Consider the following 25,254-nt stretch of genomic DNA (forward strand, 5'->3'; position numbering starts at 1 on the left):
CTAAAGGGCAAGGAACCTTCCCCCGGGTTCCACGATCAGGGACGGTGGCGAATGGGCCAGCCCGATGACATCCCGCGAGACGAGCAGCCAAGGGTGGATGCCCGTCTTCTGCGAACACAGGACCTCGTTGACCTTCGTTTGGAGGCCTGGGGCTGCACCATCGAACCGGCCGGGGCTGAGGGCGGCAGCGAACTGGTCGCCGGACCGGATGCTGTCCTGGTCCTGCACTTCCCGCCGCAGCATCTGGGCGAGGAAGTATGGCAGGCAGGATCGCCGCCCGCCCCTCCAGCCAAGCCTGACCGGCCCTCGGGCCACATAGCCGCGGGTCCGACAAGGCTTGTCTATGCGATCCCTGAGGGCCTGCGCATCCCCTACACGCTTGAGCATCTCTTGCGGGCGCTCCAAGGGCTGGCCCTGCGGGTCTCGCCGAATGCGACGCCGGCCGGGGAATCCCAGCAGGGGGGCGTCCAGAACGCGACGGACCTGGAAACCGCCATTGAGGCCCCCTACCACCTCATCGTCTCACCAAGCACGCGGGGTGCTTTCCGTCACTCCGCCGCGCCCCAAGGCCCACCTGAACGTACTGAGATCTGGCGGACCCACCTGACTGTCCGGCTGGAGGATGGGACATTCGATGATGGCAATCCCGACCAGCGGATCGTCCGTGCACTGTGGAACCGCGACAACGATGTGCCCCCACCGGGTTTCGACCAGCCGCTGTCCACGTACGACCGTAATGCCCTCGTTGCCCAAACCCATGGCGGGGAGCCCGGCAACGCCGGAAGTCCGCTGCTGGTCAGTCATTTGTCGTTGTCCAGCCTGGGCGCATGGTTCGACTGGAGACAGTCCTGGGAGTTCCCGGCTGACATTGTCGACTACCGGCATCAGGCGTACATGGGCCGTGACGCTTACGTCCGCGTAGTGTACCCAGGGTTCCTGTTCCCCTTCGGTCACCGGTGCTTTCTCGTCAAAGTCACCGAGCGTGAGGTCAAGCACCGTGATGTTCCCGTCGCCTACCTGTGGCAGCGCTGGTTCATCCTCATCCGCCAGCCCGACAGGGCCTACCCCGAGGAGGACCGCGACAACCCGTTCACGCATGTCACCATCAGCCCCCTCGTCACGCCCGACATCGACCCGCCACCGGAGGGCTACGAACCGTTTGTGCCTACCCGTAACGGCGTCCCGTTTGCCTTCACGCTCACCACGGTCGATCGTGCCGGGACGGTAAAGTCGTGGCCGGCGCCCCTGGTGTTCGTACAGGCCGGCAAGGACGGGCCTCAGGTCATCCTGTACGAACCGGACAAAGCATCGGCGCGTTACTTCTCGGTGCGGCAGATTCAGGGGCGCGGGCAGAACCTGGCAGTCGCGAAACCCGTCAAAGACGGAGATACCTCGGTCGAGGTTACTCACTTGGTCTTCGACGGGGAGATCGACGTCGAAAACGTCACCAGCAGGCCCTACCTCACCGAAACGCGGGCGGTTGTTCCGTCGATGCGTCACCTGGCCCCACAGGCACCGGCCGTTGACCTTGTATTCGCGAAGCCCTATCTCGCTCACGGGTTGCCTCCCCGGGGCCTCGATGCAAAACCCGTCCCCGGCACGCCCAACGCAGGGGAACTCATCCTCGCCCTCAAAAGCCCACCCGCGGCTGTGGACTTCAGTAATGGCTCGGACAAGGCGGGCGGGTTCGTCGCACCCAACGTCTCCGTCCAAGGCATCTCCCGTGCACTTGGGGCTATCGGCGAAAATGGCAACAATCCGTCGCCGTTCGAAGCCGGAACGTTTGATCCCGCATCATTCCTCTCCGGTGCGATGCCCAAGCTGTTCGGACTGTTCAGCTTGATGGAGCTCCTCAAGGTAGCCGGGTTCGACGAGGCCCCGGCGTTCGTCTCGGACGCGCTCGATGCCGTGAGCAAAATGCTGACGGAAGCCACGCGCTTGAAGACAGCGCTCGACGAGGCACAGGAACGCCTCAGCCACGAGGTTGCGGAGGCAGCCCACAGCGGTGCGCAGGCCATCGCACACCACGCCAAGGACCTGGTCGACGCTCAGGCCGAGGTACTGAAGGCCCACCTCGATGCGCTCGTCGCGGCCATTCGGGGGCTCCCCGCCAACCCGGAGACGGTAAGTTCGGCCGCAGCCACGGTTGCCGCTGACCTGCAGCCGCTTCTGGCCGCCATCGGCGTGCCCGGCCTTCCTGCCGCCGTGCGCTCGGCGCTGGAGAAGCCGGCACGGACGCTGAAGACGCTCGCCGACATTGCCGACGACGCCGCCGGTCTGGCCCAGATGCTTCAGGGCGCGGCCGGAGGGCAGATCACAGCCCGGCTGCACTGGAAACCGGCGATCCAGCCTTGGGGACTGCCCGGAGTGCCCAACATCTTCAAGCCCAAGGACGAGCATGCCCTGCACATCGACGTTGAGGTCCGGGCATCGGCGACTGCCCCTCCGGCCGTGGATGTTCTCGCTGAGATCGTAGACTTCGACCTCAACCTCATCGGAGATGGCTCCGCAGGCCTGATGAGACTGATGTTCCGGCGCATCGGATTCCACGCCGGGTCGGACGGAAAATCAGAGGTGGACGTAGTGTTCGGCGGCATCGGATTTCTCGGTCCGCTCTCGTTCGTCGACCGCCTCCGCGAACTCATCCCCTTCGACGGTTTCTCCGACCCGCCCTATGTCGACGTCGCACCTGCCGGCGTGACCGCCGGCTTCGATCTCGCACTTCCCAACGTGTCCGTCGGGATGTTCAGCCTGGAAAACATCTCCCTGGGGGCCGACGCCCGAGTCCCGTTCCTCGGAGACGCACTGACGATAGGGTTCCACTTCTGTTCCAAGGATGCGCCCTTCCGGCTCACGGTGATGTGCATCGGCGGCGGCGGATGGCTGGGACTGCGCGCCTCGCCCAAGGGCCTGGTATTGCTGGAACTGGGACTGGAAGCGTGTGCGTGCCTCTCCGTTGACCTCGGGGTCGCCTCGGGATCGGTTTCCATCGCCGTTGGTGTCTACCTGCGGCTCGAGGCGGACAAAGGCCTGCTCGCTGCGTACTTCCGCATTCGGGGCGAGGTCGACGTGCTTGGCCTGATCAGCGCGTCCATCACGTTAGAACTCTCACTCACCTACCATTTCGAGACCGGCAAGCTCATTGGCCGCGCCTCGCTGGTCGTGGAAGTCGAGGTGCTATTTTTCTCAGCCTCCGTGGAGATCTCAGTCGAACGCAAACTCGCCGGATCCAACGGTGACCCCACCATGTACCAAATCATGCCGCCTGACCAGGACGGCATGAACCCCGACTGGGCACGATACTGCGACGCGTTCGCACCGGCATAACGTAGGAGAGCACCATGCCCACCACCGTCCTGGCGACAGCACTGCCCCACTCACTGGCTGATAATGCCCCGTTCCAACTGACCATCTTCTTCACCCACAAACTCACAGGAGCCGGCACAAATCTTTCTGACTTCCCCGCAGCAACCAACTGGGTCAGCACCCTCGGCGCCTGCACCCTGTCCCTAACGACCTCACTCGAGCCCAACCTCTCTTTGCCGCTGCGGATCGTATCGGCCCCCGACGGCCCCTCCTGGTCCGCCCTACTGCCGCCAGGAACCCCGGTCGCCCCCTTCCCAGCCCCATCGCTGTCCGGCGAGACCTGGCGAACCAACCCGGCAAGCCGCATGAGTGATCACGCCGTCGACCTGCACCTGGCAGCGATCACCGCCGCGCCGACGCTCCGGCCCGCCGTGTCCGCCGACCCCGTAGCCCACCGGCTGCTGGAAACCCTCGCAAACCTGGACCAGGACGGCCCGCTGCGCCGGCTGCTTGACGATGCCCCGGCACGGGCCCGCCGCCGTTTCCAAGTCCCTGGGCAGCGACTCAGGGATGCACTGACAACCATCGGCCCACTGACTGAGCCCGACGAAACCGATCCGCGGCAGTGGCACGGAGGCGAGCTGCCACCACCGCCTCCCTACCAGTCAACAATCGAGGACCAACCTTCACCCGTCCAAACACTGCTGGACGACCCCGACGCCGACCTGCGTGTCACCACACAGCTGGATGAGCTCAGCGGCCAGGACCTCGCACATGACCCGCAGCTGCGGATGATCGTCGACGCACATTCAATGCGGCGATACTACGAACGCCCCGAACAACCGCAACAGGAACCAAGCCCCCTGCCCGACCCCGACGCGCCCCCAACCCCGCGTCCGGCGATCCCCGAGCGCGACTTCCACACCAAAGTCGCATCATTCGGCTCCACGCCCGCGCTGCTGCGCCGGCTCGGCCTTGCCGTCGACGTCGTGCTCGACGGCATCGACGCCGCGGCCGCCAGGACCACCCTGAGCGGTGCCACATGGGTGAGCGTGACCGTCGCCTCACAGGGTGTTGACCTCGAAGTGCTCCCGCCACGCCGCACGTCAGTCGTCGTGGACGGGGCGGTGTTCGCTGCCCAATCCAGCGAAGCATGGGTCGGCGGAGCGCTCCCGCTCGGTGACGAAGAATGGGTCGTGCTCGACACCGACCCCGACGCCTCGGGCCTCAAACTGGACCAGCACGCACGAAACCTCGCACGCCAATATGCCAGCGAAGCAAACGGGGACCCCGCCACATCGGCTCCCGGGACCCTGCGTGCCACAGGCTTCGCTCTGGCCCGACGTGATCGGGCCGGACAGGTACGCGAACGCGTACAGGCAGCCGAGCAGCTGGCCGATGACAGCACCCGCGAATTGGTGTTGGATGACCTGGTACGCGGCATCAGGGTTGAGGTGTGGGACGACGTCACCCAGGACTGGCACAGCCTGCACCAGCGCCGAGTCACCGTCACAGGCGAACCCGGCGGACTCAGCATCCTTCATGATGCGCCCGACGTCGGTTTCCTCCAGCTCTCCGCCCTCAACCGTGCACCCGGGGACACAACCAATGGGTACTACCTGCACGAAGTCGTTGCCGGCTGGGACGGCTGGAGCCTGTCGGCGCCGCGGCCCGGGCTGACCATCGTCCACGTTGAGCCCCCAGGGCCGGACGGGACCACCGAGACGGTCGTCGACGCCCCGGGTGATCAGCCACTCGACGGTGCCCACATCACCACCCGGGTGGAACCCAAATCACTGCCGCGACTGCGGTACGGGACCTCCTACAGCTTCCGGGTCCTCGCCGTCGACCTTGCGGGGAACTCCGTTCCCCAAATCCCGCCAGAGGACCGGCCCCAGCCCGCGGAACCCGACGAGGCTGCGCTCCAGGCAGCCCACACCCATCTGGACTGGCTGCGGGAAAGGTACGCGGCGCGCGACAGGGCGAGCCTGGCAGCAGCTGGCCGTCACGCAGTCATCGAATATTTGCGCAGCCACCGGCGTGCTGGCGTATTCCCTCTGGCTGATGAACTGCTGTCCGGTGACGCAGGGATCGACGCGACGCTTCAAGGCCTCATCACCCGGGCCATCGGCGAGGAGCCGGCCGTGTCCGCCGCCCAACACCAGTTCGACGAGGCCATGATCGCCTCCCGCATCCTCGCAGAGTCACGTGACATTCCACGGATCCGCCCGCAGCTTCGGGTCGACGCCGCAGTCTTGGCCAAGCTCGCCCGCAACGATGACCTCCTGCTTCCCGAGGAGCTGCGACGGCCAACCCGCTTTACCGTCACCACGCCACGGCCGTATCTTCGGTGGGAGCCGGTCCCGGCACCGGCAGTTGTCCCACGCCACAAGCTCGGCACAGGTGAGCAGGTAGCGCACCTCGTCGTGCGCAGCGGCAGCCCCGGCTCACCCGGCCCCGGCACCGCGTCCACTGCCGAACGGCACCTCGCACCGCCCAAGGCGACACAGCTGGAAGCTGAAGCCGCCGGTCGCTTTGACGCCGCCATTGGCACCGGCAACACCGCTGAAATCCGGCGCCTGTACGCGGTCGCGCTGGCCGAACGCGGCACACTGCTGGACCAATACGTGCCGAGCCTCAACGATCCGCGCACGGTCGAGGAACAGCCCGGCATCGCCCTGGTGGACCGTCCCGGCGCCGACACAGCGTCGCCGCACCGTGCGACGCTGGCGGACATCACCGCCGACCGGGGCCGGCCAATCGGCGAAGGGCAGTACGTCGTGCACGACACCGACGCGCTCCGCCTGCCATACCTGCCAGACCCCTACGCCACCGGTGTTTCGCTCGTGTTCTACGAGGCCGGGGCGCCGCACCTGCTCCCTCAGCCGCGGGCACTCCAGGCCGTCACCGTGCCGTACCCGGGACAGTGGCCGTCCCTGCAGCCGTTGCGGTTCGTCCTGGAAGCAGGGGAGACCCTCGACGCGCGGGTCAGTGGACACGAGATCCGGGTGACAGTGCCACCCGGTGAGCAAGTGCGTCTCGCTGTCTCCAGCACCCTCAAGGAAGCCGAACTGGACAAGTTCGGCCTGTGGCGTTCACACCTGGCCAGCGTCGTCGACCCTTCCGACGGTTACACCCCCGATGAACTCGTCGCCTCCGTCGCTCTCACCCGCGCCGCAGCGTCCGGATGGACATGGTGGCTGACACCCTCGATCGATGTCCGCCTCGTACACGCCCTGCCCGCCCCGGCACGGCCGCCGGTGCTGTCCGACCTGAATCTTTTCCTGCGTCCCCCGGGACGGGCGGTCGCTGCTTTCAGCGGACTGGTCGATATCCACGGCCCCAGCACGGACACGCTCATCATCCGGGCCAGCTGGACAGAACAGATCGACGACGTCGCCGCAGACGGGCCACAGGAAGTGAGCAAATCGGACGTCGTCGTCCACTCGCCCGTCGGAGAGCGCGAGCGGACCGGGGTGCTCTTCCTGTACGACTTCCTCCCGGAAGGCCCGCTCTACCAGTCACTGGAAAATCTCGGGTTCCACCGAATGCTGCAAACATTCGAGGACACGCATTACCGTCGCGTGGCCTACACGCCAGGCGGCACGTCCAGATTCACCGAGTTCTTCGAACCGTCCCAGATAGCAGAGGAGGCCGCCGCAGGCGAACAGGTACTGCTGGACATCCCGTCCTCAGCCCGCCCAGCCGCGCCCGTGGTGCTCGATACCGTGCCACTGCTGCGCTGGCAGGAACAGCCCGACCCGGACCAGCCATTTGCCTGGCAAAAGGTCCGGCGATCCGGCGTCCGGATCTGGTTGGCGCGTCCCTGGTTCTCCTCCGGCGACGGTGAGCTGCTCGGCGTGCTTCTCTTCGACCCGTACGAATGGGTGCAAGACGGAGACGGCTCATGGAAACGTCAGCTCAAAGGGCAGCAAGCCCCCGATGGGGCCACCAGCCTCTGGGCCGCCGATCCGATCATTCAACACGGAGGCACAACCTCAACCCCTACCGTCCCACCGCTACTCACCTTCGACCAGCTGGTTCTCGACGTCGTTGAAAGCAGCGCAGCGCAAAGCGCCGGGATCTCCCCGCCCCTGGGCGGGGAGATCTACGGCGGACGCGACCGCGGCTGGCCGGACGCCCCCGGCAGTCCGGCCACCGTCGCCGACGCGGTCCCGCTGCGTGACGTCCGAGGACACCCATCGGTGCGAGTGCTCGGGTACCAGCCGGAATACGACCAGGCATCCGGACGCTGGTTCGTTGACGTCGCCCTGCAAGAGACCCCGGCCCTTTGGCCATTCGTTCGACTCGCCGTCGCCCGCTACCAGCCGCACTCAATTGAGGGCTGCTCACTCTCACCCGTGGCACTGACAAACTGGGTACAGCCACTGCCAACCCGTACACTCACGGTAAGCCGACCAGACCGCGCCCACGTCCAAGTCACGTTGACCGGGGTGGTTAACTGGCTGCGATGGGATCCGGAATCCGAGCCCTCCCTCACCGGCGAGCAGCTAAGCGCCGACAGCCCAACGGGAGCGGCCGCCACGAGAGCCGCCCGACTGCATCAGAGCAGAACAGTTCGCGCAACAATCCAAACCCGGCCGGCAGACGCCACCGACCTTGAATGGCAAAGCCTGTCGTCAACGACACTTGTCGCGGGCTACCTGGAGGAAACAGGAGGCTACCGGGCAACCTGGACAGGCTCCGTTCCGCTGCCCGAGGCCTCCGGAACGCCAGCAGGGGACGCAGCCGGTTACCCGACACTGCGCCGCCCCGGCGGCGAGGAGCTATCATGGCGACTGCTGATCGAGGAGCATGAGCTCCTCAACAGCGATCCCACCTACTCCGGCGATGAATTCGCCCGCGTCCCGAGACTCGTCTACGCCGACGTGGTATCTCTGTGAAGCCCTGCCCACCGCGGTCCTGTTGGGCAAATACGATGGCCGGATGACCGCTGAACCGACTGAGCACCCCTTCAGCGTCTGCTGGTACTGTCCGGCCATGGATGAACTTCTGCAGCAGATGCCGATCGCCGCAACCCTCGGCGCCGCCAAGATTGGCTCCACATGGCGGGAACTCGGCAACGTCGAAAACCTCGACCTGGACTTCGACCTGGATACCTGACACGCCCCCCTTGTCCGCGTCCTATCCGGACGTGATTCTCACTCCCGCCACTGCACCTGTCCGGGGACCTGTTGGGTCATTCCGCGTCAGGCTGACCCAGACGTATCCGGCCTGCAGGTCCACGACCTGGGACACGGTCTCCGAGCAATCGAAGACTAGTGAAATTGGCTCGGACCCGGTTCCTGGATCTTGGCCGATGTGTATCTGCACGCCGTCCGTTCCCACGCAGGAAGCTGTGACAGCGTGGGCGCCGGAAGTCTTCACCGTCGCCGATTTTTGGAAGCCGACCCCCGGCCCGTCAGCCGGTCCGGAATCGTCGAGAAGCACAGAGCCGGGTGCTGCGGCGAGTCGCTTCTTCAGTTCGGCGAAGTTGCTTGTTTCCGCGGCCAGCACTTCAGGGTCTTTCGTAGGGAGCGAAGGTGCCGGCCGCCGACTGGATCCGGCCACTGTCGGCGGCGAATCGGCGTCATCCTCATAGGTGCAGGCGCTCAGGCCGGCGCCCAGCAACAGACCCACAATCAGTGCAGCCCACCCCGCTGTCTTCGTTCCCCCAAGTTCAGACATGTGCCGAGTCTACGGTCCGTTGATTCGGAGGCAAGTCAGCCTTGGCCCCAAGGCGGCGGGGAGAGCCTTGCCCGGGGGGACGATGACGCCTCAATCTGTCAGGCTGGGATCTAAGAGTTTCACGGGCCGCCGTCAGAGAAAGAATCTTTGGACCCTAGCCTGACGGGTTTTCCTGGGCCCGCCTGACGTCAGGTTGGGGTGTGCCCTATTTTCACGGAAGCCTGGGCTGGCTTTGCGACTGGTGAATTGGGCTAAGGGCAAGAAGAGAACTGTGTAGATCCTAATGTTCGAGGATGACAACCCTGGCCGCTAATTCAAGGCAAGAATCTAAATGCCAGCATGGGAGGAGTCCCCACCGGGGAAGATTTAACTGCTCATTGATGAACTCCACGCGCAGGCCGTTGGGGGCCAGGCGCTTAGTGAGAGCACATAAATCATCCAGGTGTGGGCCGCCCGTCCAATGCCATGCACAATATTGGCATCCCCTTCGCACGCGTCATCCGGCGCTGCCACTGCCAGCCTGGGACCCGAAACGACCTGTCTCTTTCCGCGCCGGGCTTGCGTCTGCTGGGACCCCGCAGGGAATAAATATTTCCTCCACTGGGCGCCGGAAGTAGCGAGCTATGGCGATGGCCAAGGGAAGTGAGGGGAGGTAGCGGCCAACCTCTATGTTTTGGATCGTTTGTCGCGAGACCTCAAGGGCGGCGGCGAATTCCCCTTGCGACATTCCGGTTGCGATGCGGAGATCGCGGAGTTTGTTCTGCACATCCACCCCCGGCTTAGGTTCCTGGATTCTCGCCGAAAGACGGGCCAGGTCGCTCACGACAGCTTGTATGGCTTCCCTGCGATTTCCTTGCCTGCCCTTTGCTGCCTTTCGGCACCTCTGTTCCTGTTCGTCCCTCCCATTTCCTCCTGACGGGCGATATTGTTTTAGCTTTTCGCTTCCGTCCGGGGAGAACGGGTGATAAAAGATGACGGCTGTGTGCTGCCTAACGAAGGTTGGGTCATGAAGGAGGCAGGTTGCTTCCTCGATGGCGGGATTGGAGGGCTGACGTGAGAAGACGTTCGGGTACATCACGCCGAGGACGACCACTTTATAGTCCGAGATGGGGGAGTGGAGACTTCGGGCAGAGGCCTGCCGAGCCTCCCCGGGGTTCAGTGCTCTCATTTCGTCTCTCCTGGACTCCCGCGAGGCGTTGCCAAGACCCATTAGGGGACCGGTCACCAGCTGGCGGAATCCAGTAGCTGTGTCGGCGAGGTCATGGATGCATCTCCTTATCCGAGGCCGTGCTCCCCGCAGATTGGCCCGATGGGAACAGGCAGTGGCTTTAGGCAAAGCCCGCAAATCCCGACTCATCATCCGGATCCCCGATGAAGCCGGAAGTAACTGCAGGTACTCTTTCGGTCTCTAGCTTCGTGACTCCAAAGATTTGTTTCACAGAAAATCCTAAGGGTGACCTACCGGTGACGGGTGTCCTTTCGTGCAGTCTTTGACGACCTGTGAGCCATTCCGTGCACAGAGACGACCGCTCAGCCAACACTCGGCCCAGGCAGGTTCCCCCGTCACCCAATTTAGAAGGGATGCGTGAATGGGCCCCGCCCGGTCAAATGCAACGCGCGATCCAAGGCACGGGACCAGGTCGAGCAATTCCCCCGGAAGACGCAGTAAGCCACTCAGAAGGGCGCTCCGTCGGCAGCGCCCTGGCGATTCGAAGAACCGGGCAGGGTGGAGGGACCTCTGAATGAGTGGCCGCCGGGCGTTCGTGCCAGGCGCGGGACACAAAGGGACGGAAGACAGCGCTTAGCAGAGCACCCGGGCGGTGGACATTTTGCCGTGCCGGCTATTACGCGTCCGTTCTAGATCCCTATGCGTTTTCTTAGTTCAGCGGCCCGAATGCGCGGTACTTCCGGGTTCTCCTGCACGTCCCTCAGGGAGGAGCCGGTTGCGTCCCTGACAGCACGCCGCATGGCTCGCAGGCTTGTGAACCCGCTGGCGTCCGCTATGTCTGCCGGGGACCGTTTCCAGCCGCCTGAGTCGGTGAGGAGCTCGAGGGCCTCCAGGGTCCTCAGCGCGCGGATGTATCCGCTGACTTGAAACTCTTCGTCTTGGAAGAGGTAGTAAAGGGCACGGCGTGAAAGGAACGAGTAGGTCACCACCTCGTCCACATCAAGGGCCTGGTTCCGGAAGTTCTTGCGTATGAACTTCTTGACCGCCGCGATACGGGCCGGTTGCAGGTCGCCGTCCTCGGCGGGGGCTTCGAGCAGCGAGCTGGCCAGGGCCGTCATCATGGAGCGGACGACCGGCTGGAGACGGTGCATCTCTTGGTCCATGCCCGTCCGCTGCCAGCCGGACAAGACAGGAAGAATCAACCCGCGCACCAGAGAATGCTCGCTGATGTCGCCCAATCCCTCCAACCGTTTCACGGACTTGTCGTTTAAACCCAGCAATGACCGGTCGAGTTGGATCCGCACAGCGCTTAGGCCGGTTGGCGCGTGGAAGTTGCCGGGGGAGGAAAGATCGAGAAATCTGACTGTGCCAGGAGAAACTTCTTCGGAGCGTCCCGAGAAGCTGAATCTGGCGCACGAACTCCTGAAATGCACCAGCCAGTGCCCGGAGGACGTATCCCCCTTCCAGTAGCAAGTGGCCGGTTCGTTGGTGACATCAACCAGGCTGAACCCGGGACCGTCCAGGCTTAGGGCGGTTGGATTGAAACCGGGGCGTATTAGCTTTTCGGTTTTTTCCAACCGTACGGGAGTGGCGATGGCGCTGCCGTACCAGGTGCGCCAGTGTTCGAATTTTTCCTCGGGGTTCAGCCCGGCGGGAACACTGTAGCGTCGGATCCGGTCAAGTGACGCCTCCGGGGCGCCGGCGTCCACGCTGGCGTGCGGCGGGTCTTGCATGGGGTCGGGACCTTCCGGCTGTATGAAAACCGCGATTCAATGTGGCGCATCACTGCAACAGAAAGTGTCATTGTGCGTTATATGGAACCTAGCTTAGGTGCCCACCATGGGGAGGCGCCGCCCCCATGTCTCGCCCATCACTGGCAGGCGAACGCTGCTCCCCTCCGGGATCGGTTCAGATTCAGCAATCATGGGTTCACAGTCTCGACTTCCCTGCGAGCACATGCCCACGATCGGGCTGACTGGGTACCGCGATCCAGACGGCAAATCAGACCTCGTCGGCTTTCCGCACCATCGTTATCCTCTGCAATCAGGAGGTCAGTGCTGTCGAGAGATGTGTCAGGAGTGGTCGCGTTCCTCGGTGATTCCATAGGGAACATCGCCGCTGACAGCCACGGTGAAGGACGAGGGCCCATGCCGCGTGACGAGGACACCGTGTTTGCCCTCCCCCAGGGCGTGTTGTTGGGCTAATTCGACCGCCGCGTTCAGGTCATCGGCGACCAACCGGGGCGTGTCTCCCGTGACGCGATAAATACGCCCGGTTTCGGTGGTCGTAATCACTGTGCCGTTCCTTCTCTCTGTGGGCCTTGGGATCCTGGACATACCGCTCTTTCAATTGGATCCGGAGGCCGACGTGAGGTTCCAACAACTCTGCGTAGCTTCGCTGGCTCTCCGCAGCCGGGCCGTGCCACCCGCACAGGGCCGACAAGAACCAGCAGTTGTTGCAGGTGGAACGTGAATTCAGAACACCCATTAGGCCGCACTCGAAATGACCCGGCTACGCGCAGTGACTCCCCGTTTCTGACTCTCCAAGGCTCGGAAAATCAGCCCTCGCAGGAAATCCTACGGCCGACCAGGTCCGGAGAAGACGGCCCAGAGGCCATTTCGTGCAGACCTGGACGGTAGATGGAACATCTCGTGCACATTTCGTGCATGACATGCACGAAAAGCATGAGGCTGATCGTCCGAAACGAAAACCCTGAAGTTCATAGCGGGATGGACGCGCGAGCCGTGCCAGCCCGGCTCTTCAGGCCCTCGCACCAGCCTAAAATGCAGAACTAGCTTTCTCACAGACGCGTCAAAGGTTCAGCGCGGGTCGCAATTTGTCAGGTTCGGGTGTGCCCTATCGCTATGCTTACCTATTGCTCAAGCACGCGTGAAGGTCGATGGTCGCATGTTGGCCCCGGACTTGGTTACCGTGATTGCGCTGCAGAGGTCGCTGTTCGTCCCAGTTGCTCTAGGACTGATCGTGCCAAACCGTCCGCTCCACGGGTGAGGAGCCGTGTCGTCCGACCGAACATGTTGGTGTCGCGGGCGGCTATGGTGGCTACCTGCCTAGGGGCACCAAGGAAGTCCGCGGACCCGTCACTGCGGGCGAGGCCCCGATCCCTCGGATGCCGAATGGTCAGGGAGCGGATGGCTGTGTCGTCGACCTCGCTCCGCTGTCGAGCACCTCGGAGCGGGTAGCGGATCCGCCGAGGACAACATGCTGGGAGATCACGTTGCTCACTACGTGATTGGTGGCGACTACGTTGCTGTCTCCTCCCGGTGGGTAGGGTGCCTCGAGCCTAAGCATCTGGCACCGCCTGCCCTAAAAGTCCACAACCCGCATTGACTGACTCGAAAATGGATGGCGAGTGGCGGCGTGTCCGCCGGGGTGATGTTTGCCGCGCCGCATTGTCAGCCATGTAGCTTTCGATGAGTGAACGCAGGGCTGTCCCGAAGGTCATCGCCGCCCGCTACGCCCGGGCGGACCGCTCCGGGAAGAAGCAGATTCTCGATGAGTTGTGCGCACGACGGGATGGCACCGCGACCCTACCAGCGGGCGCTGGTATTGAAGCCTGTGCTGCCCAGGCCGCTGCAGGGAACGCCGTGTGGCCGGCTCCTCGCGGCAGCGCTGCCGGACCCGGTACCGCGGCTGCGAGGTTTAAGGAGCTCCGCATTGATGCCGCTACCGCGGCCGAGTTGCTGACGATCTCACCGGAGCCCATCGAGCGCCGCCTCAAGGCCGACCGGGCGAGACTGGAGCCTCGCCGCCGGTCCCACACCAAGCCCGGAACGCTGCTGAAACACTCGATTCCGGTGAGGACCTGGGCCGAGTGGGACGACGCGGTGCCCGGAGCCGGGCAAGAATCCAGGGCAGCTGGCTGCTTGACCGGAACGGGTCGGAGATGTCTGGAGGGTCGGAAGAGTGACCGATGGGCTCAGTGGCCGTGACGGCTGCGGAAGTGATCGCTGGAGCCGATTCGGCGGTCCAATTCGCTGGAACGGGTTGCTTTTCACAACTGAAGGCGCCTCGGACCTGTTGGTCCGCGGCGCCTTTCCTCTCGTGCTGGAGTTATTTAGTGGGGCCACCAGCCGACGGTTGCGTGGTTGGTTTCGGTCTTTGAAGTGGAGGACGTGGTGGTGTCCTTCGCCTTTGGTGCGGCGTTGGCAGGAGCAGCGAACCCTGCTAGGGCCAGAATGCCGGTCATAAGAAGTGCTGCGGCCAGTTTTTTCATCCGCTGTCCCCCGTCGTCGTGAGCCTGATGTGCCAATGGGCGTGTTACGGCGACAGTATATGGTTCCAAACTCAAGATTCGGGTCGTTGGGACCGCTTGCACCTGGATGATCGACTTGCATGCCGGTTCTCATCGCCAAGCCGCCCTGGAAGCAATGCGGGCGGAAGCGGACATAAGCCACAAAATCCGGAGGCGGAATCTGGGCCGCAACCGCGAGCAGGCCTGCCTGGCCAAACCGACCCGGGCGGTGGAGGACCCGCAGCAGGAGGAACTCTCTAACGCGGCCACAGCCTGGGAAAGATCTTGGACGGCGGGGGCTGTCTCTGCTGGCGGGGGCTTCTGTTGCATGTCCTTAAGGTTCGGCGGATGCAACGGAGTCAGGGCGTCTCCGACCGGCGGAGCGAGCCAAGGACCCCCCACCGGATGTGGGCGGACAGCTCTGCCTTGACCGCCGCCAGTTGGGGGATTTCCCCGCGCTTGAGCGCAGGTTCAAGGCTGTGCGTGTAGGATGCGAGCCGGAGCGCGCCAGCCATTTGCGAACTGGCCCGCAGGCTGAGCACGGCGTCGAGGCTCTCCGCTGCGTCTTCGCGGGCGAACGCTTTGAAAATCCTGACTGCCCTGGCCAGCAATAGCAGCAGGTATTCCTCCATGAACGCCTGCGCGGCAGCTTCCCCGGCATCATCGCTGAGTTCCTGCAGCACGATGCTGTCCAGCACGATGTTGTCCAGCACGGGAAGATCCCGGTCCGAATCTGGCATCATCCCGAGACACCCTCCTTGTGGTTGGTGGGTAGCCGGGCCCGGCGCTATAGGGGTTGCTGCCGGCCAAGCCATCCGTCCCGATCCGTGCCGGCAGGCCTCGGTCCGGGACTGCTGCCACTGTGGCAGCCGCAGCTTGGAAAAACTTAGGGCTTCCTCCCCGCCAAGGGGTCCTGAGGCCGCCACATTGGGGGGTCGAGCCCGGCACCGAGTTTGGGGACGACTATCGCCTGGCCGGGGGTTCCGTGGTCGGTTGGGGTCCGCGACGGCCCCGGGGACGGGTCTGAGGGTGTACTCAGGTCGCCGGTCCGTCCCGTTCGGGGCAGCCTTCGACAGATCGCGTTGTGCCCGGCCAGGGCACAACTGCAGCCTTGAGCCTTCCGTGAGACGCCTATGCCGTCAGGGACGCAAATGGCCGTCTCCAACCGCCGCAAACAGGACTACCGTGGCGCGCTTCATACAGCTTGCGACGTCTTTCCTGGCATCATTCGGGACCTCCTGTACCGAAAGTGAATTGCTCGGCCAGAGACGTAAGGCCAGAACGTCGCGGGGTGAAAGCAGGCGTTTGCCGGTGGTGGGGTGGTTTGAAGGTGGGCGGATCCGTACGCGGCCGTTCGTGATGGCGGCGATCACCAGCAAGGTGCGCCGCGGAGATCCGAAGGACGGGCCGATGGAATCCAACAGCTCGCCCACGAGTGGTGGTTTCGATAACACTCTCTGGTCGAAAAACTTTTCCGCTCGCCTTCGAGGCCGTTTCTTTTGCCATGACGGCCCAGCGCAGCATGGTCTGATCAGGTTCGCTTGGTGCGCGTACGGTTACGAACAAGCTGTTTGATGACCGTTGCCCGGAGCGCGGGGTCCCGGAGGGAGGTTATGAGCAGGTCAGGGTGCCTTTCAGGGGTTCCGCTCCGGCCCAGGTGTTGGTTGAGTTCGGGACCTTGTAGTAGCCGCGGATTTCATATGTCCAGGTCCCAATGAGTTCCAGGCCCGAGGTGTAGGTCCTGCCTTCAGCCTGACTGAGGTCCCCGGTGAATTCCAGGGCCTTGTTGCGGTTGTAGAGCTTGATCTCGTGGTAATTGGCGTTCGGTGCTTTGCTGTAGGCCTCGACCGTGACGGTGGCCCGGATGCCGTAGTAGCAGCTCATCGTGACCGTGGTTCCGGCCGCGGCTGGGGCGGTGATCGTGGCGGCGGAGTGTTGGGCGGCGGCCTGTCGGGTGCTGCTGAACGCGGCAATGGCCGCGGTGGGGATCATGGACATGGCCAGCGACAGGACCGTGAGCGTGGTCAGGACGCGCCAGAGGCCGTTGGGGAACGCCACGCCGCTTCTCCTCCTGTCCCTAGTCGCTGCCTTCGCTTGGCTTCCAGTCTCTATGCCGTTGCTCAGCAGCCCGTGCTGCTTCTGATCAAGATCCGCTCAAGATCATGCGGGAGCGGGCAGTGCCGTGCGTGCGTGGGCCAGCAGGCCGGGTCCTGCTTCCCGGAGCTGCTGGACGGTCGCGTGCATTCCAGCGGCGGCCTCTTGGGCGGAGTGGAAGTCCCCCTCCCGGATGGAGGACTCGATGGCCAGGCATTCGGCCTCGACGTCCACGGCCCCGGCCATGGACGAGGTCACCCTCAGGCTTAGGACGGCGTCTTCGCAGGCCTCGGCATCACGGTCATCCATGGTGGCCTGGATCCTTGCAATCCTTGCCGGCAACATCTCCAGATATTCGGCCAGGAAACGCAGCGCGGGCTCGGCGGTACCAAGTTCTGCGGTCAGTGATCGGACCCAGCTCATGTCCAGGCCGGGGTGGACGTGGGTTTCAGGCATTGGCCGTGCCGGGTTCAGGGTTTTTCCGCCAGATCGAGGCCAGCATGCCCACGACCAGGACCCCAGGTGCCCCGTACATCAGAACTTTCATCACGACCGGGTCCCGCAGAGCCCGGATCGCGGTCCCCGCGAACGGGATGGTGAGCACGTGACGGTCCACGGTGGCATCCTGAAGGGTGGCAACCCAAGGGTCGACGCCGTTGTTGGCGTCACCCTTGGTCTGCACTGCCGTGCGGCCATCGGCCGTGGTGGTGATTTCGGTGATCCTGTGGGTTTCGACCCGGTGGTCCTCGACCGGGATGTGGTAGGTGATGATGTCGCCTGCCTTCACGTCCTTGACCGGGACGGGGACCGTGACGACCACGTCGCCGGGGTTGATCAGGGGGGACATCGATCCGGTGAGCATGGTCGAGGTCTGGTATCCCAGGACCCGGGGTCCTATTGCGAGCAGCAGGAACGCTCCCACGGCCAGAATCATCAGCGCCGTCGTAAGGCCCTTGACGCAATGGCGGGCAACGCGGCGGGCAGGACTGGTCGTTGTCGTCCTGGTTTTGCCGCGGACGGTATCCGGCCGGGCCGGGACGGCGTCCGCGTCCGGGACGGCTGTGCCGGCAAGTTCCAGTGTGCTGCTCATGCGGGGCGATGTTCCTTGGGTCGAAGGCGCAGTTTCCAGGGGCCGGGGGTTACCCCGGGCGGGGCGTTACTTGGTGGTTTCGGTGCGCTGGGTGCCGGTGAAGTCGAAGGAGATGGTGCTGCTGGCGCCCTGGAAGGTGTTCGGGGCAGCGGACGGGAAGCTCGTGGTGACCTTGAGGTTGTCGGTCTTTCCCGCGGTCAGGGACGTCAGGTTCGCCAGGACCTTGTTGGCGTTGGCGCCGATGATCGGGGTGGATGCCAGGACGGTCGTCTTGGTGCTCCCGGTCGGGCAGGTGTACGGTGCCGCGCTCCCGGCCCAGGCCGTGGAGCAGTTCTCGATGGTCAGCTGCAGGCCGTTGGTCAGATCCGTGGTGAGCAGCGAGCCCGTGGCGCCGGCCGAGGTGGTCAGCGTGACGTTGTTCAGGTCCTGGTTGCCGCTGTTGGAGAGGGTGACGAGCTTTTCGACCTTGTCCCCGGGCAGCAGGCCCGTGACAGGGACGTTGAGCGTGTTCGCGGCGCCGGGCGCACCGAGGGCGATAACGACCGTCCCGGCGGTGGCGACCTGGCTGGCGGAAGTCGTGGAGGTGAACGCACCGTAGGTGCCCATGCCGGCCACGGCGGCTGCGGTGCCGACCAGGGCGACGGAAGCGAGGATCTTACCGGAAGTGGTCTTCATGCTGATGCCCATGAGAATTCGTGTCCTTTGCGGGAGAAACCCGCCCCCAGCGGGCGGGCCGTAAGTTTTTTTCCAGCCCCTCTGGCTGACAGGAATAACGATGCCGGGCCATAATCAAGATCCTTTGATGCTTTCGCTCAAGATTTAGTCAAGTGTTGATCAGGTCTTTCTTAGCCCCAAAACGGGCGTTGACCTGCGGTTTTGTCGATGACCGGGCGGAGGCAGCTACCGTGCTGCTGGGCCACAAGCATCGGGAAGGGGACCGCGATGGAGCTGCGCAAGGCTGTCCTCTTGTGACCCTGCCTTCTCCACGACCGCGGCCTTCACCGGTGTCCGCCAAAGCGGCCGGAGCCATTTTTCGTGGTTGAGGGCTTTTCCGGTCTGGTCCCGGAGTCGTGGTGCCTTGATGGGAGGTGCGCCCGTCGGGAGGCTTCGCGGCTAACGGCGCTAGTCCGGGTGGGCCGCTCTGCTCTCACCGGCAGCCAAGTCAGAGTCCTCAGCGGTCTTGAGCCCATTTCGAGGCCGCGGCAGCGACGTCGCCAGGATCAGGCAGGTGGCCGTCCCGCTGTTGCAAGTTCCCCACCCGCGCCGGGATCTTGAGTCGCCGGAGGTTTCTATACGCACAGGTTCCGAAACACCAGGACCGCTTGGATTGAACATTTGCACTGCAACCAACCGCCACATTAAAGGGTGAGGTTCCCCAACACGTTCCCGAACACGGTTGATGAACGCGCGGGCCTCCACGGGGATTGGAGAGGTCCCATGGTAGATCCTCGGTTGCTCTGGCCACGGGAGGTTAGCGGGAGGGTGTCCGGTCCGGGCCGATGTGGGCTGGGAAACCCTCCGGTCGGGGCCCGGCGCGTTGGTGCCGTCGGCCCCTGCACCGGGGGGAGTGGCAGGGGCCGACGGTCTGGCCTGGACGCGGCTCCAGGCCAGATCACCTGAGTGTGGCGGGCGGACCTTGGGGAAACTTCGGCTGACCTTGGATCCCGCATCCTTCCCCGTTCCCGGGGGGGAGTTGGTTTCTTACGGAAGCCCAAGGGTTTGGGGTGCTTTCTTCAGGAAACCGTGATGTGTTCTTGAGTCTTTGGCTGGTGTTGAGGAGGGGAGGCTTTTGTTGAGCTGAATTTGTGGTCCAGCAGCGGGTGGTCTTGCGGTGGGGCTTTCAGGATGGGGAAGCGCCGGTCCGGTACGGGACGGCGCCAAGACCCTAATAGCCCACGCGGAGGCATAGTGAGTGCAGCACTGCAGGAGTTGGAGGAGCAGGCCTACTTAACGGTCATGCCCAGGAAAGTCCAGGACAGGACGACGGCGCGGACCACGATCGCCTGTGTTATTCCGGCCTACAACGAGGAGGACACGATTGCCGAGGTCCTTACCGCCCTGCTGAAGCAGACGCGGCTCCCGGATGTGATCCACGTTGTCATCAACAATTCTGACGATGAAACGTTCTATGTGGCGCGCGAGTTCGCTGGCCCGCATGAACACACGTATCAGGACGTCACCTACCGGACCGAAGTGTTCATCCACGACATCGGGGTGAACAAGGACAAAAAGGTCGGAGCCCTGAACTACGGCTTCGCCCGGGTCTGCGATGACTTCGATTACTTCCTCGGGGTGGACGGGGACACCGTGTTGGACAAGCATGCGGTGGAGCATTTGGAGGAGGAGATCCTCAGCGATCCCCGGATCGGCGGGATCTCTGCCATCTACACCGTGGCCGAACCCACCGCCCGGGGTTTCACGGCGAAGTTCCTCACCGCCGGCCAGCGCGCACAGTTCGCGGCGTTCAACATGGACAACCTGCTGCGGGGCCGGAACATGGCCGTCCTGGGCGGGCAGTGCTCCATCCTGTCGATGGAGGCACTGAAAAACGTGATGGTGGACAACCGGCAGTCCACGCCTTGGGTGAAGGACTCCGAGGTGGAGGACTCGCTGCTGTCCCTGCAGATCAAGAACATCGGCTACGCCACGAAGATCTCCGCCCGGGCCAGGGCCTCGGTCGGTGGCATGGATACCCTTCGTTCCCTGGACGGGCAGCAGGTGAAGTGGAACTACGGGGCCATCGATCTGATGTGGCCGGGCCAGCGCAGCAATACCCCGGGCCAACCCTTCCACCCCAACCTGCGGTTGCGGTGGAGCGAGAACATTTCCATGGTGTTCAACATCCTCACCCGGATCTCGTTCATCATGCTCTTGGCGGCGTCCCTGAGCATCAACGCCTACGTGTTCTACCCGGTCTGGCTGATCCCGCCCATCGTGGCGGTCATCCTGAACCTGCGCATCGGCCTGTCGATCAGGGGCAAGTCAGCGCGGGACATCGCGTTCGCGCTGCTGGCGGTCCCGGCCGAGATCTACCTGTGGCTCCGCATGGGGCACTTTGTCCGGGCCTGGACGAAATTCTTCACCAGCAACCAGACGGACAACTGGGCCGCCCAGGCCCGGGCGGAACGGGGTGCGGGCTCGGCGTACCTGATGCCGGCCATCGTTTTCCTCGTGGTCGGCGCCGGCCTGATTTTCACCTGGCTACAGCTGCCCATCGACCTGCAGTCCGCAATCCTGTCCATCGGCTGGCCGGTCCTCTACATCACCACCATGGTCCAGACCACGTTCATGCTCCGTAAGACGTTCCGCAGCCACCGCGGGTTCCACGCATGACCGCCCCACTCCGGCGCCCGCACTCAGGCACAGCCCCGGGCACGGCCGCAACTACCGCCAAGGAGACTCCCATGCCCGCTACCCCCGGGGGAAGGAAGCGCCACGGGACCGGCGCAGCGCTGTCCATCCTCGCGTTCGGCACAGCCCTGACGCTTTCCGGATGTTCCATCCCCGGCCTGCCTGGCCCGACCGGCGCGCCGGAACCTAACCGCCCGGCAGCCATCGCCCCGGTCTCCGCGACCACCCCCACACCAAACCCGGCGTCGACACTGGCGGTGGCCAAGGCCCCGGTTGCCCGGAATGCGGCCCCGGCTGCGCCGGTCTGGAAGCCCGTCCGGGGTGACCTGGCCAGCGGCTCCAAAACGCACCGCCTGGGCGCGGCCGCGCATACCCTGGTCATCGATTACTGGACCACCGAGGACCCGGCGTCCTGGACTCCGGACTCTTCCCCGATCATCAGCCTCAACGCCCGCATCGACGGCGCACCCACCGGGGAGGCCATCAAGGTGACACGGTTCAACGCCCGGGTCGATGCGCTCGGAGCCGTCCTGGCCAACGACACCGGTAGCTTCGCGATCGACCCGCCCTACGCCTACTCCTCCGGCGTTGTCGTCCCGGCCAACCCCAAGGCGACCAGCACCAAGATCGTCTTCACGATCGACCTGCTGACCGAGACCGTGCCCGGAACCGGGATCTTTACCCGGCAAACCATCCTGGACTCCCTCACCATCGGCTACCCGAAACCCGGTGCCGTGGCCGCCGCAGCCGTCAAACAGGGCGGCGCCAGCACGGCACAGGGGGTGAAGCCATGACCTCCGCAGCCATGCCCGCGGCACCGGTGGTGGTCGTGATCGAGGATGACCCGGAGACGGCCTCGCTCATCACGTTGCTGCTGGAGGAGTGCGGGTTCACCGTCCATACCGCCGCTAATGGTGAGGCCGGGGTCGCGGCGGCGCGCGAGCACAGACCCGTCCTGGTCACCATGGACCTTGGCCTGCCGGGAATGGACGGCTTTGAAGCGACCCGGCGGATCCGGCAGTTCAGCGACGCGTACATCCTGGTGATCAGCGGAGCCAACACCGAACCGGATCTGATCATGGCGTTCGGGGCCGGGGCCGATGACTACCTCACCAAGCCGTTCCGTCCGCGCGTCCTGCAGGCACGCATCCAGTCGGTACAGCGCAGGCCCCGCCGGGGACCCGGCGGGGCGGCAGGCGCAGCACGGCCCGTGCTTGAGCGCCAAGGGCTGGTGATGGATCCATGGGCGCGCATCGTCAGTGCGGACGGGGCGGAGGTCACACTAACCCCCACGGAGTTCGACTTGCTGCGCCTGCTCCTGGAAGGAGGACGGCGCGTTCGCGGCCGCGCCCAACTGGCGCTCCTTCTGGCCGGTCACTCGCTGCGCGGTGGAGGCGCGGTCTCGTCCATCGATGACAAAACTATCGATGTCTACATTTGTAACCTGCGACGCAAACTCGGTGACCGGCTCGAGGGCAGGCGGTGGATCCAGACCCTTCGCGGGGCCGGCTACCGGCTGGCGCCGGTGCCCTGAGCGTGGACAGACGTAGGGGCCAGCCGGTACCCGACGCCCCGCACCGTCTCCACCCAGCGGGGGAGCCGGGGGTCGTCGCCCAGCTTGCGGCGCAAGTTGCCGATGTGCACTTCAATGGCGCGTTCCTCTGCCTCACTGACGAAGGCCCCGGTGTCGTACTCGCTGGAGCGGATGCCCCGGGCGAGTTCGCGCTTGGGCCGCACGACCCGGCCGGCCCGCATCAGCGCCAGCAGAAGATCAAACTCCGTCCGGGTCAGCTCGAGCTCGGCGCCCTCCCGCCGAACGGTGCGGGTGGCCGGGTCCAGGCACAGGCCGTTATGCTCAAACACCGCCGGCCTGTCCACCACAGCGGCGCTCACCCCGGCGGCGTGCTGCCCCCCGGGACCTGCCGGGTCAGTGCCCGCGGTTTCGTGCCCCGGACCGGCTCCGGCCGGTGGGGCAGCCCCCCAAGGCGCGCCGTCCAGTGCGCCGGTGCCGTCAGGTGCGCCGGTCCCGGCCGGGTTTCGGTCCCTGGACCTGCGCAGCAGCGCCTCGACACGGGCCCGCAGCTCCCGGGGCCGGAATGGTTTGGTGATGTAGTCGTCCGCGCCGGACTCGAGCCCCATCAGCGTATCGAGCTCTTCGGTGCGCGCGGTGACCATGATGATGTAAGTGTCGCTGAACTGGCGCACCTGGCGGGCGACCTCGAAACCGTCAATGTCAGGCAGGGTCAGGTCCAAGGTGACGACGGCGGGATCATGCAGGCGGACCGCCGCAACACCTTCGGTGCCTGTGGCGGCAGGGTGAACGGTGAATCCGGACGCGAGCAGGACATGACGGACCGCTTCCCGGATGTCCTGGTCATCCTCGACTACAACTGCCACGCGCGACGAATCCATGGGCCCCCCGATTAGGCTGCGTTGGCATAGGCTAGCATCCCGATGCTTGAAGCGTCAGCTAAGTGACCCGCCTGGTGGCGGCGGAACCCTGACCGCCGGACCCGTTTCGGGCAGCTCCGGCTGCTCATACGGTGGATCTCGTGCGCAGTGACAACTGCTACTTCGCCGCGACAGGCATCACCGACGGCGACCTGCTCAAAGGTGTCCGATACCAAAAATCGAAAATCATCACCCAATCCGTCGTGATGCGCGCCCTGTCCGGGACGGTACGAAGGATCGACGGGGAACACCACTTCGACAAGTGGTAGCAAGCCTTCATAGGCAATGTAACTAGCCGGGACGCCGGCGCAACCGGTTTTCAGCAGAAGGGTATGGTCGAGGTTATGGCTGACCCTGCGAGATCCTCCCCCCAACCTGGAACTGTTGGCGTTGGAGTTGTCGACGGTGGCTACGGCGATGAGTCGCTGGCAGAAGACATCCGACACGAAGTGCAAGACTGGCTGCGGCGGGCAGGAGTCACGTCCAGTTCCGTGGTCATCCCTGGCACAGGCAGCGCAATTGGCCCTTTCATGGAGAGCGTGGCTCAAAACGTTTGGGCTTCTCTCCTCATCCTTGCCGCGTCCAAGGCTTTCGTCTTCTTCAAGGGAATACGAGATGTGCATCACCGCCGGAGATTGAACCGCACACAAAGGTTCTGTCTCATACAACTCTGGGATTGTCGTGGTGACAGTCGTAACGCTATCGAGCTGCTTCACCTTCTGCCCGACATTCATGCCCATCTTTCACAGGAATTTCCGAACCGCGCGTACTCCTTTTTCCTTATGTCTGCTATGAATGAGCCTCGCATTGAGAGGCTTCACATCAAGTTGGAGGACTACGACGACCTCCGCCTTACAATCTGGCAAGCCAGCAAGATGCTGTGCCGGATGTCGGGCACCCCGTTTGCTTTTATGCACTTAGAAGATGGACCGTATGGGTCGAGGCGAATCAGCCTCAGCGCAGTTTAGCGGTTTCGCCTGAAGTCCGGGCAGTTCCCGGAATGGAGTCCTGCTTGAATGGCCCTCTTAGGCAACTCTGCAGCACGCCGATAATGGGTATTCCGTCAGGTAGCTGCACAGCCGCACTCATCAAGGTTTCTCGGAAGTCCCGCAACGCGCAGCCTCGGGGACGGGGGCGGTGGCCAGGGCGGCGCGACTTGCGCGCACCTGGTCTGCATCCTCATGTGGCACACGAGATTCGAAGCAACGCTCGTGTTGGCGTCAGAATAGGGCGAAATTTCCGTTTTATTGACAGTCGTTCATGATGTTCTCAGACCCCACACTGACAGTCGGAGGGCAGGAAACCGAGGTGCGGTAGCCCGAGAATCATCGAAATAGGCCAAAAGAATCGGGACTCAATGGTGCTCGCGTGCGGCAGGAGCTGACGAAATCCCCTGTTGCGGCTCGACAGGTGTCTGAGAACAGGACCGAAGCTCCCCCGAGAGGTAAATCCTTCCTTGTGAGACCGCCTTAACGTCAGGTTGGGGTGTGCCCCAATCTGGCACGACCATGTCTAATGCGCCCTGTAGATTGTGTAGCCGCACTGAACATCAGGGGTGGCTTCGACGAGGTAATCGCCGGGGCCGACTCTGGTCACCCTGATGCCTTGGTTGCGTGCAAGGGCAGCCGGAATGAGGCCTTCCAAAGCTGAATTCAGTAGATCGTCAAGCGTAGCCACGTCGGTGGCCGATATGCGCCGGTTGATTTCGGTCGCGTGAGGCATGACTTTTTTTCCTCCACGTTTTATGTCGTATGAGCGACGGGCAAGCCGATCACTCCGCCGATCATTAGAGCTGCTAGTGTGCCTCTTGGAGGCAGCTCTAGCTCAGGTTGGCGTGTACTTCAACTTGATATG

At 64.1% G+C, this 25,254-nt stretch carries 20 protein-coding genes and 1 pseudogene; 7 read left to right on the plus strand and 14 right to left on the minus strand.

What is annotated here, in order from left to right; all coding sequences use genetic code 11:
* Positions 1–51 precede the first annotated feature (51 nt).
* From DBZ45_RS10785 to DBZ45_RS22945, 3 genes are read left to right on the plus strand one after another with little or no spacing between them, the layout of a single operon-like run.
* A complete protein-coding gene (locus DBZ45_RS10785; protein ID WP_146617496.1) occupies positions 52–3,327 on the plus strand; it encodes a hypothetical protein in 3,276 nt (1,091 codons plus the stop codon).
* 14 nt (positions 3,328–3,341) lie between these two features.
* Positions 3,342–8,210 (plus strand): hypothetical protein, encoded by a 4,869-nt coding sequence (locus DBZ45_RS10790; protein ID WP_111903901.1) that lies wholly within the window; start codon positions 3,342–3,344, stop codon positions 8,208–8,210.
* 43 nt (positions 8,211–8,253) lie between these two features.
* Positions 8,254–8,430 (plus strand): hypothetical protein, encoded by a 177-nt coding sequence (locus tag DBZ45_RS22945; RefSeq protein ID WP_190243088.1) that lies wholly within the window; start codon positions 8,254–8,256, stop codon positions 8,428–8,430.
* A gap of 21 nt (positions 8,431–8,451) precedes the next feature.
* On the opposite strand, the gene DBZ45_RS10800 is transcribed toward DBZ45_RS22945, so the two are convergent.
* The 12 genes from DBZ45_RS10800 to DBZ45_RS10845 form a co-directional block, all read right to left on the minus strand.
* A complete protein-coding gene (locus DBZ45_RS10800; RefSeq protein ID WP_111903903.1) occupies positions 8,452–8,994 on the minus strand; it encodes a hypothetical protein in 543 nt (180 codons plus the stop codon).
* 496 nt (positions 8,995–9,490) lie between these two features.
* The gene (locus tag DBZ45_RS23825) at positions 9,491–10,162 is read right to left on the minus strand and encodes a helix-turn-helix transcriptional regulator (protein WP_317616956.1); all 672 of its coding nucleotides are present in this window, start codon (positions 10,160–10,162) and stop codon (positions 9,491–9,493) included.
* Between the two features lie 689 nt (positions 10,163–10,851).
* Positions 10,852–11,895, minus strand: a complete 1,044-nt coding sequence (locus DBZ45_RS10810; RefSeq protein WP_111903904.1) for a helix-turn-helix domain-containing protein — start codon at positions 11,893–11,895, stop codon at positions 10,852–10,854.
* Positions 11,896–12,234: 339 nt separating this feature from the next.
* Complete coding sequence (locus tag DBZ45_RS10815) at positions 12,235–12,456, minus strand: hypothetical protein (protein WP_223257016.1); 222 nt, start codon at positions 12,454–12,456, stop codon at positions 12,235–12,237.
* An 844-nt stretch (positions 12,457–13,300) separates the two neighbouring features.
* On the minus strand, positions 13,301–13,471 hold the full coding sequence (locus DBZ45_RS10820; protein ID WP_223257017.1) for a hypothetical protein: 171 nt from the start codon (positions 13,469–13,471) through the stop codon (positions 13,301–13,303).
* Positions 13,472–14,237: 766 nt separating this feature from the next.
* Positions 14,238–14,396 carry a hypothetical protein gene (locus DBZ45_RS22955; protein ID WP_190243089.1) on the minus strand — a complete coding sequence of 53 codons (159 nt, stop codon included), beginning with the start codon at positions 14,394–14,396 and terminating at the stop codon, positions 14,238–14,240.
* 377 nt (positions 14,397–14,773) lie between these two features.
* The gene (locus tag DBZ45_RS10825; RefSeq protein WP_111903905.1) at positions 14,774–15,157 is read right to left on the minus strand and encodes a hypothetical protein; all 384 of its coding nucleotides are present in this window, start codon (positions 15,155–15,157) and stop codon (positions 14,774–14,776) included.
* A gap of 396 nt (positions 15,158–15,553) precedes the next feature.
* Complete coding sequence (locus DBZ45_RS22675; RefSeq protein ID WP_146617497.1) at positions 15,554–15,847, minus strand: hypothetical protein; 294 nt, start codon at positions 15,845–15,847, stop codon at positions 15,554–15,556.
* Between the two features lie 178 nt (positions 15,848–16,025).
* Positions 16,026–16,472, minus strand: a complete 447-nt coding sequence (locus DBZ45_RS10830; RefSeq protein WP_111903906.1) for a hypothetical protein — start codon at positions 16,470–16,472, stop codon at positions 16,026–16,028.
* 102 nt (positions 16,473–16,574) lie between these two features.
* Positions 16,575–16,964 carry an Hpt domain-containing protein gene (locus DBZ45_RS10835; protein ID WP_111903907.1) on the minus strand — a complete coding sequence of 130 codons (390 nt, stop codon included), beginning with the start codon at positions 16,962–16,964 and terminating at the stop codon, positions 16,575–16,577.
* Positions 16,957–17,598: a signal peptidase I gene (locus DBZ45_RS10840; protein WP_111903908.1), complete on the minus strand. Its 642-nt coding sequence runs from the start codon at positions 17,596–17,598 to the stop codon at positions 16,957–16,959. Before DBZ45_RS10840 ends, DBZ45_RS10835 begins: the two co-directional genes overlap by 8 nt.
* A gap of 66 nt (positions 17,599–17,664) precedes the next feature.
* Entirely contained in the window at positions 17,665–18,285 is a 621-nt protein-coding gene (locus tag DBZ45_RS10845; protein WP_111903909.1) for a TasA family protein, read from the minus strand.
* A 1,221-nt stretch (positions 18,286–19,506) separates the two neighbouring features.
* Here DBZ45_RS10845 and DBZ45_RS10850 point away from each other — a divergent pair.
* From DBZ45_RS10850 to DBZ45_RS10860, 3 genes are all read left to right on the plus strand, one after another.
* The gene (locus DBZ45_RS10850) at positions 19,507–20,931 is read left to right on the plus strand and encodes a glycosyltransferase family 2 protein (RefSeq protein WP_223257018.1); all 1,425 of its coding nucleotides are present in this window, start codon (positions 19,507–19,509) and stop codon (positions 20,929–20,931) included.
* A gap of 71 nt (positions 20,932–21,002) precedes the next feature.
* Positions 21,003–21,743 carry a hypothetical protein gene (locus DBZ45_RS10855; protein ID WP_111903911.1) on the plus strand — a complete coding sequence of 247 codons (741 nt, stop codon included), beginning with the start codon at positions 21,003–21,005 and terminating at the stop codon, positions 21,741–21,743.
* Positions 21,740–22,483 carry a response regulator transcription factor gene (locus DBZ45_RS10860; RefSeq protein WP_223257019.1) on the plus strand — a complete coding sequence of 248 codons (744 nt, stop codon included), beginning with the start codon at positions 21,740–21,742 and terminating at the stop codon, positions 22,481–22,483. Before DBZ45_RS10855 ends, DBZ45_RS10860 begins: the two co-directional genes overlap by 4 nt.
* On the opposite strand, the gene DBZ45_RS10865 is transcribed toward DBZ45_RS10860, so the two are convergent.
* On the minus strand, positions 22,459–23,361 hold the full coding sequence (locus tag DBZ45_RS10865) for a response regulator transcription factor (protein WP_111903912.1): 903 nt from the start codon (positions 23,359–23,361) through the stop codon (positions 22,459–22,461). The two genes, DBZ45_RS10860 and DBZ45_RS10865, sit on opposite strands and share 25 nt — an antisense overlap.
* A 128-nt stretch (positions 23,362–23,489) precedes the next feature.
* Between DBZ45_RS10865 and DBZ45_RS10870 the strand changes: the two are divergent.
* Positions 23,490–23,669 (plus strand): annotated as a pseudogene (locus DBZ45_RS10870) (fructose-bisphosphatase class II); the annotation flags it as partial.
* Positions 23,670–24,912: 1,243 nt separating this feature from the next.
* Here the strand turns inward: DBZ45_RS10870 and DBZ45_RS10880 are convergent.
* Positions 24,913–25,122 carry a hypothetical protein gene (locus DBZ45_RS10880; protein WP_111903915.1) on the minus strand — a complete coding sequence of 70 codons (210 nt, stop codon included), beginning with the start codon at positions 25,120–25,122 and terminating at the stop codon, positions 24,913–24,915.
* Between the last annotated feature and the right edge of the window lie 132 nt (positions 25,123–25,254).

Source organism: Arthrobacter globiformis, from assembly GCF_003261175.1.
Classification (GTDB): Bacteria; Actinomycetota; Actinomycetes; order Actinomycetales; family Micrococcaceae; genus Arthrobacter; species Arthrobacter globiformis_A.